Annotated in this window: 21 protein-coding genes and 1 pseudogene; 7 read left to right on the top strand and 15 right to left on the bottom strand. The window is 68.1% G+C overall.

The window, feature by feature from the left end:
• Positions 1–24 precede the first annotated feature (24 nt).
• The 13 genes and pseudogenes from EL338_RS24755 to EL338_RS24695 form a co-directional block, all read right to left on the bottom strand.
• Complete coding sequence (locus EL338_RS24755; RefSeq protein ID WP_126336185.1) at positions 25–360, bottom strand: hypothetical protein; 336 nt, start codon at positions 358–360, stop codon at positions 25–27.
• Positions 357–1628, bottom strand: a complete 1272-nt coding sequence (locus EL338_RS24750; protein WP_126336183.1) for an aromatic ring-hydroxylating oxygenase subunit alpha — start codon at positions 1626–1628, stop codon at positions 357–359. The genes EL338_RS24755 and EL338_RS24750 overlap by 4 nt, the downstream gene beginning before the upstream one ends.
• Before the next feature lie 48 nt (positions 1629–1676).
• Positions 1677–2420, bottom strand: coding sequence for an SDR family NAD(P)-dependent oxidoreductase (locus tag EL338_RS24745; protein ID WP_126336181.1), 744 nt, complete (start codon positions 2418–2420; stop codon positions 1677–1679).
• Between the two features lie 25 nt (positions 2421–2445).
• Positions 2446–3507: a ferredoxin--NADP reductase gene (locus tag EL338_RS24740; RefSeq protein WP_126336179.1), complete on the bottom strand. Its 1062-nt coding sequence runs from the start codon at positions 3505–3507 to the stop codon at positions 2446–2448.
• A 70-nt stretch (positions 3508–3577) separates the two neighbouring features.
• Entirely contained in the window at positions 3578–4030 is a 453-nt protein-coding gene (locus EL338_RS24735; protein ID WP_126336177.1) for a MarR family winged helix-turn-helix transcriptional regulator, read from the bottom strand.
• 37 nt (positions 4031–4067) lie between these two features.
• Positions 4068–5321, bottom strand: coding sequence for a metal-dependent hydrolase family protein (locus EL338_RS24730; protein ID WP_126336175.1), 1254 nt, complete (start codon positions 5319–5321; stop codon positions 4068–4070).
• A complete protein-coding gene (locus EL338_RS24725) occupies positions 5318–5647 on the bottom strand; it encodes a hypothetical protein (RefSeq protein WP_126336173.1) in 330 nt (109 codons plus the stop codon). Before EL338_RS24725 ends, EL338_RS24730 begins: the two co-directional genes overlap by 4 nt.
• Entirely contained in the window at positions 5644–6918 is a 1275-nt protein-coding gene (locus EL338_RS24720; protein ID WP_126336171.1) for an aromatic ring-hydroxylating oxygenase subunit alpha, read from the bottom strand. The genes EL338_RS24725 and EL338_RS24720 overlap by 4 nt, the downstream gene beginning before the upstream one ends.
• A gap of 127 nt (positions 6919–7045) precedes the next feature.
• Complete coding sequence (locus tag EL338_RS24715; protein WP_235666289.1) at positions 7046–7324, bottom strand: DUF4235 domain-containing protein; 279 nt, start codon at positions 7322–7324, stop codon at positions 7046–7048.
• Positions 7325–7347: 23 nt separating this feature from the next.
• Entirely contained in the window at positions 7348–7638 is a 291-nt protein-coding gene (locus EL338_RS24710; RefSeq protein ID WP_126336169.1) for a DUF3618 domain-containing protein, read from the bottom strand.
• Complete coding sequence (locus tag EL338_RS24705; protein ID WP_126336167.1) at positions 7635–8042, bottom strand: phage holin family protein; 408 nt, start codon at positions 8040–8042, stop codon at positions 7635–7637. The genes EL338_RS24710 and EL338_RS24705 overlap by 4 nt, the downstream gene beginning before the upstream one ends.
• 152 nt (positions 8043–8194) lie before the next feature.
• Complete coding sequence (locus tag EL338_RS24700) at positions 8195–8677, bottom strand: STAS domain-containing protein (RefSeq protein ID WP_126336165.1); 483 nt, start codon at positions 8675–8677, stop codon at positions 8195–8197.
• A 48-nt stretch (positions 8678–8725) separates the two neighbouring features.
• Positions 8726–10074: pseudogene (locus tag EL338_RS24695) on the bottom strand (APC family permease).
• A 265-nt stretch (positions 10075–10339) separates the two neighbouring features.
• On the opposite strand from EL338_RS24695, the gene EL338_RS24690 reads away from it, so the two are divergent.
• From EL338_RS24690 to EL338_RS24680, 3 genes are read left to right on the top strand one after another with little or no spacing between them, the layout of a single operon-like run.
• Positions 10340–10897 carry a CsbD family protein gene (locus tag EL338_RS24690; RefSeq protein ID WP_126336164.1) on the top strand — a complete coding sequence of 186 codons (558 nt, stop codon included), beginning with the start codon at positions 10340–10342 and terminating at the stop codon, positions 10895–10897.
• Positions 10898–10920: 23 nt separating this feature from the next.
• Positions 10921–11589, top strand: coding sequence for an IF2 family translation initiation factor (locus EL338_RS24685; protein WP_126336162.1), 669 nt, complete (start codon positions 10921–10923; stop codon positions 11587–11589).
• Positions 11590–11618: 29 nt separating this feature from the next.
• Positions 11619–12047, top strand: coding sequence for a DUF1801 domain-containing protein (locus tag EL338_RS24680; protein ID WP_126336160.1), 429 nt, complete (start codon positions 11619–11621; stop codon positions 12045–12047).
• Between the two features lie 16 nt (positions 12048–12063).
• On the opposite strand, the gene EL338_RS24675 is transcribed toward EL338_RS24680, so the two are convergent.
• Entirely contained in the window at positions 12064–13158 is a 1095-nt protein-coding gene (locus tag EL338_RS24675; protein WP_126336158.1) for an NADH:flavin oxidoreductase, read from the bottom strand.
• A gap of 134 nt (positions 13159–13292) precedes the next feature.
• Between EL338_RS24675 and EL338_RS24670 the strand changes: the two genes are divergently transcribed.
• The 3 genes from EL338_RS24670 (at position 13293) to EL338_RS24660 (ending at position 15883) form a co-directional block, all read left to right on the top strand.
• On the top strand, positions 13293–13691 hold the full coding sequence (locus tag EL338_RS24670) for a hypothetical protein (protein ID WP_235666288.1): 399 nt from the start codon (positions 13293–13295) through the stop codon (positions 13689–13691).
• A 41-nt stretch (positions 13692–13732) separates the two neighbouring features.
• Positions 13733–15310, top strand: coding sequence for an FMN-binding glutamate synthase family protein (locus EL338_RS24665; RefSeq protein ID WP_126336155.1), 1578 nt, complete (start codon positions 13733–13735; stop codon positions 15308–15310).
• A gap of 333 nt (positions 15311–15643) precedes the next feature.
• Positions 15644–15883, top strand: coding sequence for a DUF6364 family protein (locus tag EL338_RS24660; protein WP_126336153.1), 240 nt, complete (start codon positions 15644–15646; stop codon positions 15881–15883).
• Positions 15884–15927: 44 nt separating this feature from the next.
• Here the strand turns inward: EL338_RS24660 and EL338_RS24655 are convergent, their stop codons facing one another.
• Complete coding sequence (locus EL338_RS24655) at positions 15928–16611, bottom strand: alpha/beta hydrolase (protein ID WP_126336151.1); 684 nt, start codon at positions 16609–16611, stop codon at positions 15928–15930.
• A gap of 124 nt (positions 16612–16735) precedes the next feature.
• On the opposite strand from EL338_RS24655, the gene EL338_RS24650 reads away from it, so the two are divergent.
• Positions 16736–17758, top strand: a complete 1023-nt coding sequence (locus tag EL338_RS24650; protein WP_126336149.1) for a hypothetical protein — start codon at positions 16736–16738, stop codon at positions 17756–17758.
• Positions 17759–17789 lie beyond the last annotated feature (31 nt).

The raw sequence follows: 17789 nt of genomic DNA, 5'->3' as shown, positions 1-17789 counted from the left end.
ATCGGGGAGTCGAGATCGGGGGAGTCATGGACGGGGATCGCCGGTGCGGATCATCACCGCGTCGGCGGAGTCGACGGGGGCGGGCTGGTGCATGATCTCCACCGCCATGGCCACCATCACCAGCGAATAGATGAGGTGCAGCAGGTTCAGGGCATCCTCGGGAACGTCGTCGAGCGGGAACTTGTCGCAGTACTCGATGGCCTCTTCGACGCGCGGGAAGAACGCATCGTAGAACTCCTGCAGCGCCGGCATCGGGCTCGACAGCCGCTGGTTCCACCGCTCGGTCTCCGTTGGCAGGCACCAGGTTTCGGCGAATGGCTCCAGCTCGGCGAATGCACTGGGTAGGCGGGGGCTGGTCATTGCTGCGCTCCTGCCGGGGTCTGCTCGCGCTGGTAGTCCGTCACCCAGTCGACCGCGGTCTTGTGCAGATGCCGGACCAGGATCTCCTGGTCGTTGACCGGGAACTCGTCGACGACGTCGTACTGGAGCGCGGCCTGGGTACCGCCCAGCATCCCGGCGTCCTGCAACGCGAACTCCTTGAGCACCACCGCGGCGACCTCGTGTTCGATCCGTTCGCGCACCGTCCGGGCCGGGTGGAAGTAGGTGAAGGCCTCGTAGCGGTGCGTGTTGTACGACGTGGGCCAGTACCGGTACACCAGGTACCAGCCGCCGTAGATGAGGATCTCCAGGTTCGGGAAGATCTGGAAGTTGCTGATCCCCCACGGTTCGATCCCGCCCGGGTTGAGCCCGGCGGGCAGTTCCCCGATATCCGGCGTGCGCCAGGGACCGACGAGTCCGCTGCGGGTCGCGCGCTCGATGGGGTACATGTACTCCGGTGCGAGCAGCCAGCGCCGGGTGCCCGCGGTGGAGACCACGCGGTGCGGGCCGTCGAGTTGGAAGTGTCCGCAGGTGAACCCCGCGCCGGGGTTGCGCACCTCCGGCGGGACCTGCTGGGTGTGCAGCGCCGGCACGTGGTAGTACTCCTGGAAGGCGTCGGCGAAGATCTTCCAGTTGCTGTTGTTGTGGGCCACCCAGTCGTAGCGCTCGGTGAGCTTGTCGAAGGGGTAGTCGTCGAGGCCGGTGACCATGGGGCCCAGGAACTCCCGCAGCGTCTGGCGCGGGTTCTCGTCGAAGTTGACGAACACGAAGCCGGCCCAGACGTCGCAGTGCACCGCGGCCAGGCCGAAGTCGGCGAGATCCAGATCCGCGAAGTGGTCCGGCTCCGGGATGGACCGCAGCGTCCCGTCGAGCCCGTAGCGCCAGCCGCAGTGCTGACAGGTGAATTCGTCTCCGGTGCCGCGCAGTTCGGTGGCCCGGTAGTCGACGGCCACCACCGGGTGGCCGCGCCGCCGGCAGGTGTTGTGGAAGGCGCGGATCCGGCCGTGCCCGTCCTTGACCAGGATCAGCGACGCGTCGGCGGCCTCCACCTGCCGGGTGATGTAGCTGCCGGGCTCGGGTGTCTCCTCCACGCGGCTGAGGTTCAGCCACGCCCGCTTGAAGATCGCCTCCCGCTCGTCGGCGTAGAACTCCGGCGAGATCGAGTCGCGGAACGAGATCGGACCCGTGCCGAGTTCCGGGTAGTGCTCGGTCCAGGAACCTTCGGCCGGCTTGGGCCATTGTGTCGCCATGCGAACCTCCGTGGGACTAGTGGTGGGATGACATCGGGAGAAGCAAACTCACATCACGGAACCGCCGTTGACACCGAGGGTTTGGCCGGTGATGAAGCCGGCCTCCTCCGAGCACAAGAACCCGACAGCGGCGGCGATGTCCGCGCCGGTGCCGAGTCGGCCCATCGGGATGTTGGCGGCGATGGTCTCGTTGTCGGGCAGGTAGCCGTTGGCCTGGGACTGATGCTGCATCGGGGTCTCGATGCCCGACGGCGGGATGTTGTTGACCGTGATGCCGTCCGTGGCGTACTCGCGGGCCAGTGATTTCGTCAGGGTCAGCAGCGCGCCCTTGGAGGAGGCGTAATGCGCGGCGAACGGGGTCCCGCGCTGCGCGCTCGACGACGAGATCAGCACGATGCGGCCCCATTTCGCGGCGACCATGTCGGGCAGCGCCACCTGGCAGCAGTGGAATGTGCCGGTGAGGTTGACGTCGATCATCCGCTGCCAGGCCTCGACGGTGATGTCGGCGAAGGAGGCGAAGCCGAACAGCCCGGCGCTGGTCACCAGGATCTCGACCGGGCCGAGTCCGGTGCGGATCTCGGCGAACGCATCCTCCACGCGGGCGCGGTCGGTGACGTCGGCCTGGATGGCCGAGGCCCGCACCCCGCCGCGGCGGAGATCCTCGGTGACCCGCTGCGCCGCATCGAGATTCACGTCGACGACGGCCACCGCGTGACCGCGCCGGCCCAGCTCGTGGCAGGTCGCCTCGCCCATCCCGGAACCCCCGCCGGTCACCACCGCCACCCGGGTCATCGCCGGTCCTTCCTTTCGCTGCCGGTCATTCGTAGACCACCCGCACCGTGGGACTCGTGGGCAGCGCCTGGCAGGTGACCACCCAGCCCTCGGCCACCTCGTCGTCGTCGAGGGCGTCGTTGTTGAGCATCCGCGCCGAGCCCTCGGTCACCTGCGCCATACAGGTTCCGCACGAACCGGTTTCACACGACGACGGCGCCTTCAGGCCGGCCAGCCGGGCCGTCTGGAGCAGCGTGTTGCCGGCCCGGTAGGGCTGGGTCACCGTGGTGCGCCCGAGTTCGATGGTCACCTCTTCGGTGACGGCGGCCCCGTTGGTTTCCGGGGCCGGCGCCGCGACCGGCGTGAAGCGTTCGAGGTGGATGCGCTCCTCGGGGACACCGAGGTCGAGCAGCGCCGCCTCGACGGTGTCCATGAAGGGCGTGGGCCCGCACACGTACACCTCGGCCTCGCCGCGTCCGGCCATGAAGTCGGCGACGTGGCGGGCGGTCACCACGCCGTCGGCGGCGTCGAGGTGCTGGTGCAGCGTGAACCGGTCGGCGTGCTGAGCGACCAACTGGGACAGGGATTCTCCGAAGATCACCGAGTCGCGGTCGCGGTTGGCGTAGTACAGACCGGTGCGGCGCGCGGTGGCGCTCAGCGCGGAGCGCAGCAGCGAGAACACCGGCGTGATGCCGCTGCCGCCGGCGAAGGCAACCACCTCGCGTTCGCCGGCGGTCAGCACGAAGCGGCCCTCCGGCGGCGCGGCGGTGTATTCGCTACCGACCTCTGCGGTGTCGTTGAGCCAGTTGGAGACCAGGCCGCCGCGGTCACGCTTGACGGTGATCTGCAAGTCGGGTTCCAGCGCGGGGCACGACGACATGGAGTAGCACCGCTGATGTTCCTCGCCGTCGATGCACACCCGCAGCGTGACGAACTGCCCGGCGCGGTAGGCGAATCGCCCGCGCTCACCGTCGGGCACGTCGAGGACCAGGGAGACCGCGTCGGCGGTCTCGCGCACGACGCGTTTGACCCGCAGCGGGGTGAAACCGTTCGAAGTCGACGGGGTCACCGCGGCGGCCGTATCGGCGGGTGGGGTCAGGGGTGGCATCCCGAGAAGAATATCAAGTACTTGTTATAAGTTTCAAGGGTGCGCCGCAACCGGCGACCGGCCTCTTGTTTTAGGAGTCGACGTGGTCGGTGAACAGGGTGTGTCCGGTGCCCTGTTCGACGATGCGGGCGAGCAGCGCCCGAAGCTGCTGTTGCTCGTCGGGGCTCAGCACGCCGAACACCCGTTCGTGGGCCGCGATGGCGTCGCTGACGACCGCGCCCGCCACGGCGCGGCCCTCGTCGGTGAGGAACACCTGCCGGATGCGGCCGTGCTCGGGGTCCTGCTTGCGCTCGACGAGCCCGCGCTTCTCCAGGGCGTTGAGCGCCAACTGGACGCCCTGCGGGGTGATCAACAACCGGCGCGCCAGTTCGGCACCGGACAGGCCCGGCTCGTTGGCCAGCTGCCGCAGCACACCGATCTGCGCGGTGCTCACGCCGTGCGGCTTGACCGCGTCGTTCACCGAGGTCAACGAGAAATAGAAGGCCTGCTTCAGCAGCCACAACGTGTTGTCGGTGAGTTCCATGCCCGCCTCCTGCCCGGTCTCCCGACGCTAGCGCACCTCACCCGGTGCGCTTGACCACGTCGCCATCCTTCATCACGAACCGGACGTCCAGGGTGGCCGCGATGTCGGCGCTGGGGTCCCCCGGCACGGCGATGATGTCGGCGAGGTAGCCGGCCTCGAGGTGGCCGAGGTCCTCGGCGTCGATCAGCTCGGCGCTGGTGACGGTCGCCGCCTGCAGCGCCTGCATCGGGGTCATGCCCCGTTCGACGAGCGCGACCAACTCCTTGGCGTTCTGCCCGTGCGGGATCGCGGGGGCGTCGGTGCCGCAGGCGATCTTGACGCCCGCGGCAATGGCCTTGGGCAGCATCGACTTCGCCTTGGGGAAGACGTCGAGGGCCTTCTTGCGGAGCTCCGGGGCGATCCGGTCGATGGCCATCGCATCGGTCAGGTAGGTCGTCGACACCAGGAAGGTGCCGTGGTCGACCATCATCTGCAAAGTCTCGTCGCTGGCGAGGAACCCGTGTTCGATGCAGTCGATCCCGGCCCGGATGCAGGCCTGGATCGCGGTGTCGCCGACGGCATGGGCGGCCACCCGCACCCCGGCGCGGTGGGCCTCGTCGGCAATGGCGGCGAACTCGGCGTCCGAGTACTGCTGCGCGCCGGGTGCGGTGCTGTGCGACATCACGCCGCCGGAGGCCGAGACCTTGATCAGCTTGGCGCCGTGGCGGATCTGGTAACGCACGCAGGCGATCACGTCGGGCACCCCGTTGGCGATGCCCTCGGCCACGGTCAGCGGCATGATGCCCGGCGCCAACCGCTGGAACACCGTGGGATCCAGGTGGCCGCCGTAGGGGGTGACGGCGTGGCCGGCGGGATAGATCCGCGGCCCGGCGTGCCAGCCCTGGTCGATGGCCCGCTGCAGGGCCACGTCCAGCAGATACCCGCCGGTCTTGACCATCAGGCCGAGGTTGCGCACCGTCGTGAACCCGGCATCCAGGGTGGTCCGTGCGTTCACGGCCCCGCGCAGCGTCCGGTAGGCCGGGTCGTCCTGCACGCCGTGCATCGGGGTCGGCAGACCCTCGGGGCTGCCGGGGCCGCCGATGAGCAGGTTGAGTTCCATGTCCATCAGGCCGGGCAGCAGCGTCACATCGCCGAGGTCGATCTCGGTGGCCGTATCCGGCACCGGCCCTTCGGGATTGACGGCGGTGATGCGGTTGCCCTCGATCACGATCACCGCCGGCGAGCGCACCTGCCCTGCGGCGACATCGACCCAACGGGCCGCGCGCAGAACCGTCGTCGCGGGTCCGCTCACGGGACGGGCTCGGCGACGCAGTCCAACGCGGTGGCCCCGGAATCGGGGACGCGCGGCTGCTTCCAGCATTCGACCGGGAAGGACACCGTGACCATCGAATACAGCAGGTGCATCAGGTTGAGCACGTCCTCGGGCATGTCGTCGAGGGTGAACTTGTCGCAGTAGGAGATGGCCTCCTCGGCGCGGGCGGTGACGGCGTCGTAGAAGGCCTGCATCTCGCTCATGGTGCTGCCCAGGCGTTTTGCGTAACGCTGCGGTTCCGAACCCAAGGCCCAGTCCGAGAACTGTTCCAGGTCGGCGAATTCCGGGGGGAGAATGTTGGTCATCGCGCTCCCGCTCCGGCGGTCGTGCGCTGGTAGTCCTCGATCCAGGTGGCGGTCTCCTTGTGCAGGTGCCGCAGCAGGATCTCCTGATCGCACAGGTGGAATTCCTGCACCCCGCGCGACTCGATGGCGGATTGGGTGGCCTCCAGGGTGTTCGCGTCCTGCAGGCCGTATTCCTTGAACGAGGCCGCGGCCAACTCCTGGCCGAGTCGTTCGCGCGGGGTCCGGGGTTGCGGGAAGTACAGCGTGCACTCGAAGGTGTGGGTGTTGAACGACGTCGGCCAGTAGTGGTAGGTCAGGTACCAGCCTTGGCCCCAGAACAGGATCACGAAGTTGGGGAACAGCTGGAACGAATCCAGGCCCCACGGGTCGCACTTGGCTGGGTTGAGCCCCGGCGGCATCTCGCCGAGATCCGGTGGATCCCAAGGGCCGAACAGGCCGCTCTGACAGATGTCCTCGATGGGCTTGCGCATCTCGTCGGCCATCTCCCAGACCCGCACCCCGGAGGTGCTGACCACGCGGTGCGGGCCCTCGATGCGGTAGTGCGGCGCCTCGAAGCCGGCCTCGGCGGCGGCCTTGGAATAGGCCGTCGGCGACTGGTTCGCATGCAGCACCGGGGCGTGATAGAACTCCTGGAACGCGTCCATGTAGAGCTTCCAGTTCGCGTTCACCTCGGAGCGGTAGGTGAACCGCGAGGTCAGCTTGTCGAAGGGGTAGCCCTCCAGGTCGGTGATCATCGGGCCGAGGAACTCGCGCAGCGTCTGCTCCGGAGTCTGGGCGAAGTTGACGAAGATGAACCCCTCCCAGACCTCGCAGTGGACCGGCACCAGGCCGTAGCGACTCTTGTCCAGGTCGAAGAATTCCTCTTCCTGCTGGACGTAGGTGAGGTTGCCGTCCAGGTCGTAGCGCCAGGCGTGGTACTTGCAGATGAATTGCCGGCACATGCCGCTGGTGTCCTCGAGCGGCATATCGTCCCAGACCAGCTTGTTGCCGCGGTGCCGGCACACGTTGTGGAACGCGTTGATCTCGCCGGACTTGTTGCGCACGATGATGATTGACGTGTTGGCAGCCTTCATCTCCTTGGTGAAGTAGCTGCCGGTGCGGGGCACCTGCTCGACGCGGCCCACGTTGAGCCAGGCGCGCTTGAAGATCGCCTGGCGTTCGAGTTCGTAGATCTCGGGACTGATCGAGTCCTCGTAGGACACCGGTTCGGTGCCCAGGTCGGGATAGTGCTGTGTCCAACTGCCTTCAGCCGGTTTGGGAAACCGAGCCATGCCCGCTCCTCTGCCAAGTCATTACCGCTGGAACGCCGGCGCAGGGCTGCGCACCGGCTACAGCATCAGACCGTAGCCCGCGGCCTCCAGCATGACAAGTAGTTGATACTCGAAGCGGGCGGGGGACTCAGCTACCCGGCCACTCCCCGGTGGCCTTCTCGAACAGGCGCGCACCCTGACGATCGATCACGGTCTTGACCACCGAAAAGATCGCCCCCTGCACGGCCGCGGCCAGCAGGATCTCCCGGAATGGGTACTCGGTCTCCAACGGCTTCGGCGGGTCGGAGTTGTCGCCGGGGGAGGCCCGCTTCCACACCTGCTTGAAGATGACGCCGGCAAGCAGGCCACCGATCATCGAACTGGCCAGCCCCACCGGGCGGTACAGGATCTTCGCGGACGTACTCATGGAACGCATCCCTTTCACTGTGCTCAACGGCGGCGTCGCCACCACAGGGCGCCCAGCACCGCGACGACGACGGCAACCACCGCCGCGTACGGCACGGCCGGCTTGGCCGCCTGGGCCTGGGTAACGACGCGGTCCTTGGTCTCGGCGACCTTCTCCTCGGCGCGGGCCTTCACATCGACCTTGGCCGCCAGCGCCGATACCGTCTCGCCGAGTTCGTCGCGGGTCTTCTCGATGTCGGCCTGGATCTCGTCGACGCCGGCGTCCGGACCCGGTTCGCCGTTGTGGTTCGGGGGCTTGTTCTCGGGAGTGGTCATGGGGCGCGGCCCTTCATCTCGTCCTTGACTTCGTCGATGTCCTGCTTGACGTTGGCAACGGTGCGCTCCGGCGTGGGCGAAGCCTGCTCCAGTTGTTTCTTGCTGACCATTGCCGCAATGCCGGCCACGACGAACAGGGCCGCGGCCACAATCAGGGCGGCCGCCCACACCGGCAGCACCAGCGACAGGGCGGCGATCGCGGCGGTGATCAACGCCGCGAGCCCGAACAGTGCGGCGATCCCGGCCCCGCTGAGCAGACCGGCGCCGACCCCCGCGTGCTTCGCGGATTCGGTGAATTCCTTTTGCGCCAACCGCATCTCGTCGCGCACCAACCGCGACGTCTGAGCGGACAACTGGGTGAGCAGTTCACCGATCGGCGCGTCTGCCTCGGATTTCGGTTGCATTTCGGCTCTCTTTGCTTGTGACTGCACTGGAGCAGATGGTTCCCGTTACCGTCACCGACCAAACGGGCAGTTGTCGCAGGAGACCCACACCAAGCTGACCGAGGTCGCGCAGCGGGTCATCGACAGCCGGGGCAGCTGACGACCGGCCGCGGTCAGCTTGTAGCAACGGACGCGTGCCGGTCCGCCTGTTCACAGATCCGCACCGCCCGGGCTGCGTGGGGGCCGTACAGCACCTTGAGTTCGACCGCGGCCAGCGCGCAGCGCTGTTCCAACGTCTTGATCATCGCGTACCCGTCGCAGGAGAAGAACCGGACCCGCGTGAGGTCGAGCACCAGTCGGTGGCAGAGCAACACCTTGTTCAGCACGTAGGAACTGATCTCGTCGGTGCGGCCCGCATCGATGTCACCGGAGACCAGGACCCGGGCGGTGTCGAGATCGGTCCAGTCCGTGGCGATTTCGTCGGTTGCGCGGCGAAAGGAAACGGGCGACGGACCTGCCCGTCGCCGGCTGCGCCGCCCCAACGCCTCTACCGTCAATATTCTTGTCATCTCACACCAGCCCATCGCCGCGTTCTCGAAATTACGGGCCGCGGCCTGTCGCGATCGCGACCCGGATGGCTGCTGCTGAACCGGCACCCACGGTACTCGCTGTGCAACGAAACTGCAGGCGAACGGCCGAAACGGCTAGTCCGCTGCAGCGCCCGCGCCGTGCCGCGGGGTGGCTCGCGCCACGTAGTACAACACCACGCCCACGGCCAGCAGGATGGCCCCGAACAACCACACCTTGGCGGTCTGTTGGCTCAGCAACAGCAGGCACGACGCGACGCCCAGGACGGGCACGGCAGTCCACACCCGGAAGTGGTTGTGCTCGACCGGATCCCGGCGCAGTACCAGGACCGCGACGTTGGTCGAGATGAAGACGAACAGCAGCAGCAGGACCACCGTTTCGGCCAGCGTCGACAGGTCGCCGACCAAGGTGAGCAACATCGCCACCGCGGTCGTGGAAACGATTGCCACCCAGGGTGTCCGGCGCTTGGGCAGGACGCGGCTCAGGGCGGTGGGCAGCAGGCCGTGCTCGGCCATGCCGTACGCGAGTCGGCTGGCCATGATCATGGTCAGCAGCGCCCCGTTGGCGACGGCGATCAGGGCGATCGCGCTGAAGGCCCAGTCGGGTACCCCCAGCCCCGAGGCGGACACGACATCCAGCAGGGGGCCGGAGGAATCGGCCAGGTCGGCGGGCGACAGGACCACCGAACTGGCGATCCCGACCAGCACGTAGACGACACCGGCGGCGATCAGCGCGCCGAACAGCGCGGTCGGGTACACCTTGCTCGGGTCGCGGATCTCCTCGGCGACGTTGGCGGAGGTCTCGAACCCGACGAACGAGTAGTAGGCGATGATCGCACCGGCCAGAATGGCCAGGGCCGGAACGGAGTCCGGGGGAAATTCGGTGAGCCGGCCGATGTCGCCGCGGCCGCCGCCGAGGACCACCGCACCGGCGATGATGACGATGAGCAGGCCGGTCAGTTCGATGATTGTCATGACGACGTTGCTCTTGACCGACTCGCTGATCCCGCGGGCGTTCAGGGCCGCGACCAGGGCGAGAAAGACCACGGCCGCCGCCACCGGCGGCACGTCGATGAAGGTGCGCAGGTAGTCCCCGGCGAACGCCAACGAGAGGCCGGCCGCGCTGGTCACGCCTGCGGCGAGCATGCTGAAACCGACCAGGAAGGACACCATCGGCCGTCGGAACGCGCGCTCGGCGAACACCGCGGCCCCGCCGGCCTTCGGATACTTCGTGACCAACTCGGCGTAGGAACCCGCGGTGAGCAGTGCCAACAGCAGAGCCGCCAGCAACGGCGCCCACAGCGCCCCGCCGACCTTGCCCGCCAGCACCCCATCAACGCGTAGATGCCCGCGCCGAGCACGTCACCGAGGATGAACAGGAACAGCAGTGTCCCGGTGATCTTCCGCTTGAGCTTGCCGTCGGACTGCCCGTCCTCGCGCGTCCCCGCGGCTACCTCCGACGCCATCCCGCCTCCTGCGTTCCGAATGGTCCTGCGGCGCCCGGCGGCGCCGCACAGCGATACCCCGTCGGCGCCAACGATAAGCACGTTGTTCAGCCGACGAGCGGAAATGGGCAGGCGCGCCGCAGGGCACCTGCGAAGCTGGCGTCACACCCGGTTCGTGTTTGAAATCTCGCAAAACGAGCATGCAAAGGGCCAAGTCGCGACGAACTCGGGATGAGATACGGCCCGTCCACGGACGGCGTCGTCCCCCAAAGCAACAGGAGAATGCATGAGTGAGCAGGACAAGGCCGGCCAGGCCCGGAAGGGCCTCATCGACTCGATCAAAGGCAAGGCCAAGGAGATCGCCGGCGCGGTCACCGGAAACGATTCGTTGACTGCCGAGGGGCAACTCGACCAGGTGCAGGCTCAAGAGCGCAAGCAGGCCAACACCGTAGAGGCCGTCGCCGAGGCGGAGGCCCAGGCCGCCCGCGCTCAGGAGGCCCAGGCCCATCAGCAGGGCGCGGCCGCCCGCAGCACGGTCAACTCCAGTGCCGCAGCCGCCGAGCAGGCGCTGAGCGCGCAGCAGGCCGAGCAGAAGCAGGCCGCCGAGCAGAGCGCCGCCCGCGACGCCGCCCAGCAGAAGGCCAAGGCCGAGCACGATGCGCGTCAGCAGGTGAAGGGCGCCGAGGCTCGTGAACGCGCCGATGCCCAGGTGGTCACGCGCGAGGTCATCGACGCGGCCGACGAACATCGCCGCGACGTGCAGGACGCCGCCGCGGATCAGGCCGAGGCCGAGCGGCTCCGCGAGCGCGCCGACGCCCTGTCCGACCGCACCGACCAGCCCTGATCCTCGAAACCCAGGAGTTACCAATGAGAATCCTCGAATTCCCGCGCACCGTGCTGCGATTCCAGTACCAACTTGCTCGGATGCCGCTGCAGCTGCTCGAAGATCGGGTGGTGTCCCGGCTGGACGAGGAGGCACCCGCCCGCCTGCTCTACGAACGCACCCTGGGCGCGCTGGATGCCTCCGTCGGCAACGTGCTGGGTGAACCCGAGTTGCAGAACCAGGGAGCCGCCCTGGCCGCGCGTAGCGAAGCGCGCGGGCGGGCCGCGGAACTCGACACTTCGGCGGCCGAGAAGAAACAGGAGGCCGACGGCGACCTCGAGGCGGCCCGCAGCGCGGCCGTGCAGGACAGGAAAGAGGCCCGCGCTGCCGCGGAGTCCCAGGTCGAAGACGCCCGGGCGACGGCTGCGCAGCGCAAGAAAGCGGCCGGCGCATCGGCCGGCAAGCGCGCCACCGCCGCCAAGCGTCAGGTCGACACTGCGGCCGCGCGTCGCAAGGAATCGGTGGAGTCGGCCAAGCGCGAGGAACTCGGCAGGATCAACTCCGCGGAGAAGCGCGCCACGACGGCCGCCAACGCCAAGCGTGAGGACGCCGCGACCAAGCGTCAGACCGCCGCGGGCAAGCGCGCCCAAGCCGACGCCGTGGAAAAGCTGGCCGACGCGGAGAAGCAGAAGCGGCAAGCCGAGCGCGCCTGAGGGGCACCGACCGCACAGGACGAAGTTCGATGGCAGAGAACAAGAAGAACGACGACGCGCCCAAGCTACTTTCGGGCGGTAACCCCCAAATCCCCAAGGGCGATGGCGATGGCCCGGTGCAGGATTACATCGCCGCGATGCCCGAGTGGAAACACGATGTCGGGAAACGACTGGACGCCCTGATCGTGCGCACTGTCCCCGACGTGCACAAGGCCGTGAAATGGAATCAGCCGTTCTACGGTCTGCGCGACGACGGCTGGTTCATGTCGTTTCGCTGCTACACCAAGTACGTGCAACTGCAGTTCTTCCGCGGCTCCTCGCTGGATCCCGAGCCGCCGAAGGCCTCCAAGCATCCCGAGGTGCGCTACCTCGACCTCCACGAGGACGACGAGCCGGACGAGGCCCAGCTGCGGTCCTGGATCGAACAGGCCAGCGAGTTGCCCGGGGAGAAGATGTAACCCACTGCACTTGGGTTCAGGCCAGCGCCGCCAGCGCGATCTCCGGGTCGTACCCGGTGAACTCGGAGAGATTCCCGTCGCGCAGCCGGTTCACCCAGGCCGGGTCGGCCAGCAGCGCGCGCCCGATCGCGACCAGGTCGAACTCGTCGGCGTCGAACTGCTCGACGAGGCGGTCCACCGGCGCCGGCTGGATGACCTGACCGCGTTTCTCGCTACGGAACTGCGTCTCCAAACCCACTGAGCCAACGGCGATTACCGGCGTCCCGCTGACCTTCTTCGTCCAGCCCGCCAGGCTCAATCCGGCGTCGTGGTCAGGGAACGCCGGCACGTAGTGCCGCCGCGTCGAAGGATGAAAGACGTCGACGCCGGCCGCGGCCAGCGGGGCAAGCAGTTCCTGCAGCTGGGTCGGGTCCTCGGCGATCGAGGCCGTGTAGTCGGTGCCCTTCCACTGGGAGAAGCGGAAGATGATCGGGAAATCCGGTCCGACGGCGGCGCGCACCGCGGCGACCACCTCGGCGGGGAACCGGGTCCGTCCGGCCAGTGTTCCGCCGTAGCCGTCGGTTCGCAGGTTCGTTGTCTCCCAGAGGAATTGATCCAGCAGGTAGCCGTGGGCGCCGTGCAGTTCGACGGCATCGAAGCCCAACTCGCGCGCCGTGACCGCGCCGCGGGCGTACAGGTCGGCGACCTCGGGTAGCTCGTCGCTCTCCAGTGCGCGGCCCTTGGGTTGGCCCAGCCCGTCGATGCCGGACGGGCTCACCGTGACCACGCCGTCGTCGTCTTTGCGTTCGGCGCCCTGATGCCACAGTTGGGCGGCGATGGTCGCGCCCGCGCCGTGCACGGCATCGACGACGCGCCGCCACCCGGCCAGCACGTCGTCGCCGGCCAGCGTCGGAATGCTGAACGGGTAACCGGCGGCGGGATCCGGCAAGCGGATGCCCTCGGTGATGATCAGCCCGACCCCACCCGCGGCGCGGCGCCGGTAGTATTCCGCCACGTCGGGGCCGGGCACCCCGTCGGGCGAGGCCTGCCGGGTCATCGGCGCCATTGCGAATCGGTTCGGGGCGGTCAGCGTGCCGACGGTGAACGGTTGAAACAGGCTGTGAAGCGGCATGAACCAGACCAACGCGCGCGACGCCGCGTTGATTCCGAGCGCAAATTTCCGTCCGGGACCCGGCCGCGGCCGTCGTAAGCTGAGGCATGCGTGAGCCCAGCTGTGTCGGTGCGGTTGTCGGTGCCCTCGCTCTCGTGGCCGCGGCGACCGGCTGTAGCAGTACCTCCGGCACGCCGGTGGCCGAGCGGGCCGAGGAGGCGGCCGCGACCGTGACGGCGCCGTCGTCGCCGGTGGACAGTCCGGCGCCGGTGGCCCCGACGGGGGACCCGGTCGGTACCGCGGTGATGGCGGTCCGCGGGGGCGATGCGTCGGTGACGATTCGCTACCGGATCAACGACGGCCCGGAGCACACCGAGACCGACGTGAGCTTGCCGTGGGAAAAGGAGTACCCGGTCTACGAAAAGCTCGACTCGGAAGTCACCGCCGACGGCGGGGACACCGAACTCATTTGCACGATCATTTTCAACGGCGATCAGCTGGTCTCCTTCGTCACCGAGCCGCGCCCCACCTGCAGCTTCGCCTACTGGGGATAGCCGGCGCGTTTACATCGGTGTCCCCGGGCAACCCTGTGGGCATGATCAAGCCCTTTCGTGCCGTCGCCGCCGCGGCGGCCTCGGCGGTGGCGGCCGTCGCGGTCCGCGACGTCTTCCAGCGCAAGCATTCGATCCTGCGGAACTTCCCGGTCATCGGGCACGGTCGCTACCTGATCGAGGCCGTCGGCCCCGAACTGCGGCAGTACGTCGTCGCCTCCAACAACGAGGAGCGCCCGTTCACCCGCGACCAGCGCCGGTGGGTGTACGCCTCGTCGAAGCAGGAGAACAACTACTTCGGGTTCGGCACCGACAACGACATCGAGCACACCATCGGCTACCCGGTGATCAAGCACCGCACGTTCGGCCGGGCGATCCCGCTGTCCGAGCCGATGGGCGCGCAGGAGGTGCAGCTGCCGTCGGCCAAGGTCCTGGGCGCCGCCCGCAACCGCCCGCACGCGTTTCGGCCCAGTTCGGTGGTCAACATCTCGGCCATGAGCTTCGGGTCGCTGTCCGGTAACGCGGTGGAGGCGCTGAACCGCGGGGCGGCGCTGGCGGACTGCCTGCACAACGCCGGCGAGGGCGGCATCTCGCGGTACCACCGGCACGGCGGCGAACTGGTGTTCCAGATCGGCACGGCGTACTTCGGCTGCCGCGACGACCAGGGACGTTTCGACCTGGAGAAGCTCAAGGATGTGGTGGCCGGCGCGCCGGTGCGCGCGTTGGAGATCAAGCTCAGCCAGGGCGCCAAGCCCAGCCTGGGCGGCCTCTTGCCGGCGGCCAAGGTGTCCGCGGAGATCGCGGCGGCCCGCGGCATCCCGCGGGGGCGGGATTGCGTCAGCCCGTCGCGGCACGCGGAGTTTTCCGACACCGATAGCCTGCTCGACTGGGTGGAGTTGTTGGCCGCGGAGACGGGGCTGCCGGTGGGCATCAAGTCCGCGGTCGGCCACCTCGATTTCTGGACCGAATTGACCGACCTCATGCGCGACACCGATCGCGGGGTGGATTTCGTGACCATCGACGGCGGCGAGGGCGGCACCGGCGCGGGCCCGCTGACCTTCACCGACACCGTGTCGCTGCCTTTCCAACTCGGCTTTTCGCGGGTGTACCGCGAGTTCGCCGAACGCGGCCTGCACGAGCAGGTGACGTTCATCGGCGGCGGCAAGCTGGGCCTGCCCGACAACGCGGTGGTCGGCTTCGCCCTCGGCTGCGACATGGTCAACGTGGCGCGCGAGGCGATGCTCGCCGTCGGCTGCATCCAGGCGCAGAAATGTCACGACGACTCCTGCCCGACGGGGGTGGCCACCCAGAACGCGTGGCTGAGCCGCGGGTTGGTGCCCGACGAGAAGGCCGTCCGGGTGGCCAACTACATCAAGACGCTGCGCCGCGACCTGGTCAAGGTGGCCGAGGCCTGCGGCGTGGAGCATCCCGGGCTGATCAGCACCGATTCCGTCGACATCCTCGACGGCCGGACCGAGTCGACCCCGCTGCACGAGGTCTACGGGTATCAGCGGGGGATGGGGATGCCGTCGGTCGCCGATCGCGAGAAGATCGCCCGACTGATGGTGGCGCGGGAACCCCAGGGCGGGTCGGCGCCGCCGTCGAAGTCCGCGGTCGGGTGAGGGGCTAGAAACGATGCCGCGCAGTTGATGTCTGCGGCCTGTTGTCAACCGTCGAGGATTTCCATCTTCCACCAGGGTTCGCCGCTCTCCACGCGGCTCTTCGATTGAAACCCGTCACCCGGTGTTTGACAGTTGTGCACAGCCTGGGATGGGTGCGGACGCACGCCAGTCAATCCCTGTGGATGACCGTCACCCGGAGGTGACGGCATTTGATCGAGGGGCCGCCCAGAGACCGCCCCAACCCGGCGATCACGCTCAAGTGGGGCTAGAGAGCGGTCGAACAGAGCTTTGTCGGCCGCCCTCCAACCTTGCCTCAGTCCTACACTGAAGCCCATGTCGACGAAGAGCATCACCCTGTCGATGCCCGAGGAGTTGATTCGCCGCGCGAAGGTGCTGGCGGCGGAACGCGACATGACGGTGTCAAGCCTCGTGGCTCGCTTGTTGCAGCAATTCGACGGCGACGGGCGCGATTACGACGAGGTGTGGGACGCGGAGCGCCGGTTGATGGATCAGGGAATTGGCCTGCGAGTGGGGCCAATTACGTGGTCTGGTCATGAACTGCACGAGCTCTGACTACGAACGTCCTGCTTGATGGTCCCGGTCGTATCCGACGATGGTCACCTGGGTTTGGGTGGATTTGCCAGCGCCTCGGCGACGCGTTCCGCCACTTCGGTGACCACCTGCCGGGTGTTGGGATCGGCACTCGGCTCGTAGCGGTCTTCGGCTGAGTTGTACTGCGCCCCTGCGATATTGCCGTGATCGGCGTCCAGTTCGATGACCCGGACCGGCCAACCGGCCCGCTCGAGTTCGACGGCGAAGTCCCGACTGGCCTGTAGCGGCACCACGTCATCGCCCGCGCCGTGTAGCAGCGTGAACGGCGCGCGCCGCTGGTCGGCGGACAGTCGCGGCCCGAGCATCTCGCCGGTCAGCGGATCGCGCACCATGAAGGCGCCACCCAGGCCGACGACGTGGCGCACGCTCACGTCGTACTGGGCGGCCCCGATCGCGAGACCCGCCGCGGCCACCGCCCCCAGGGACCACCCGATCACGGCCAGCGGTTGGGCCGTTCCGGCCCGGGCGAACCGCACCGAGGCCAGCAGATCGGAGCGACCGTGATCGTCGGCGTGCGAGTTCCAATCGGGCACCACCACCCGCAGATCGTGGCCGGCGAGCAGTTCGGCCAGCGAACCGACGGTGTGTCGGGCGTCGGTCTGCGTGCCGTGCCACAGCAGCACCGTGGGATGGGCGGGGTCGCCGAACACGTCGACGCTGCGGCCGGGGGCGTACTCGTGAGTCTCCATGGATGCAGTGTGCCCACAAAGCGCCCGGGCACACCGGGTCAGTCGCACCGTTCCTACTTAAAGGCCAACAGTAACGGCTACAGTGATGCTGCCTGCACAGCTTGTGTCGCGAGAAGGGGCAACCGTGCCGAAGTTCGATATCGCCACCGCTGGGATCGTTCCGACGGTGACCCTGTCCGACGCCGCCGACCAGGACCATTCCACCCGGGATGCGCAGTTCGCCGGCCTGCACAACGACCTGATGTTCCTGTGGGCCATGGCGGACACCGCCAACGGCAAGCGCTACCAATTGGTGCGGACCTTGTCGGCCAGCGCGGCGTTCGACTTCACCCTGCACGAGTGCCCGCCGGATCTGTGGGCGTATCCGAGGACGGTCCGCGTGCCCGGCGAGCAGGACCTGTACTGGGGTCCGATCGTGTGGACCAAGGTCGACGGGGAACACACGGTCTTGTCGGGCAACGTCACTATGGCGGCCAAACACGCGATGACCGTCTCGCTCGGGCCCTCGCGGTACGTGTGGAAGGAGGACGACGTCATCGACGTCACCCTGACGCCGTTGCCGTCCAACGTGACCCGGATCAGCGTTCCCGGGCCGCCCGATGACGTCGGCTACACGAGCTCTGGTTGCACCGTGACCGGGACCATCGAGGGCTCGCCCGTCGTCGGGGGCTACGGCGGTCTCGACCGGATGTACTGTCTGCCCGGGCTCAGCGCCCACGTTTCGAAAATCGCGCAGCTCGAGCATTATTGGTTCGTGTGGGGCGCATTGTTCGATGACGGCCACTGGGAGACCGGCAACGCGATGCTGGGCGCCGGCGGTTACGCGACGGCCACCTACCACCGGCAGGGGGAGCCGGCGGTGATCGCGGCCAACGAGGACGTCGATTCTCAGGTGGCCTGGCAGACCCGGGACGGGGTGTCGCTGCCGCACCGGGCGACGTTGTCGTTCGGCGGGCGCACCTTCGATTTCGAGGGCACCCACAACGCAGCGGCGTGTGCCGCGGCCCTGGGGATCGCCTGGCTGCACGGCACCGTGCAGGAACGCGGCGGGCCCACGCCGGTGAAAACCTGGGCCACAATGGAAGTCATCCAGCGCAGCTGGAACCGGGCGCGCACCGAGGGAACCCGGGCCCGGCCCCGCGACTAGAACCCGGAACGCTGGGAGGAGCAGCGGCGCT

Origin of the sequence: Mycolicibacterium chitae (assembly GCF_900637205.1) — a bacterium.
Classification (GTDB): domain Bacteria; phylum Actinomycetota; class Actinomycetes; order Mycobacteriales; family Mycobacteriaceae; genus Mycobacterium; species Mycobacterium chitae.
This window is presented reverse-complemented; position numbering and strand designations above follow the sequence as displayed.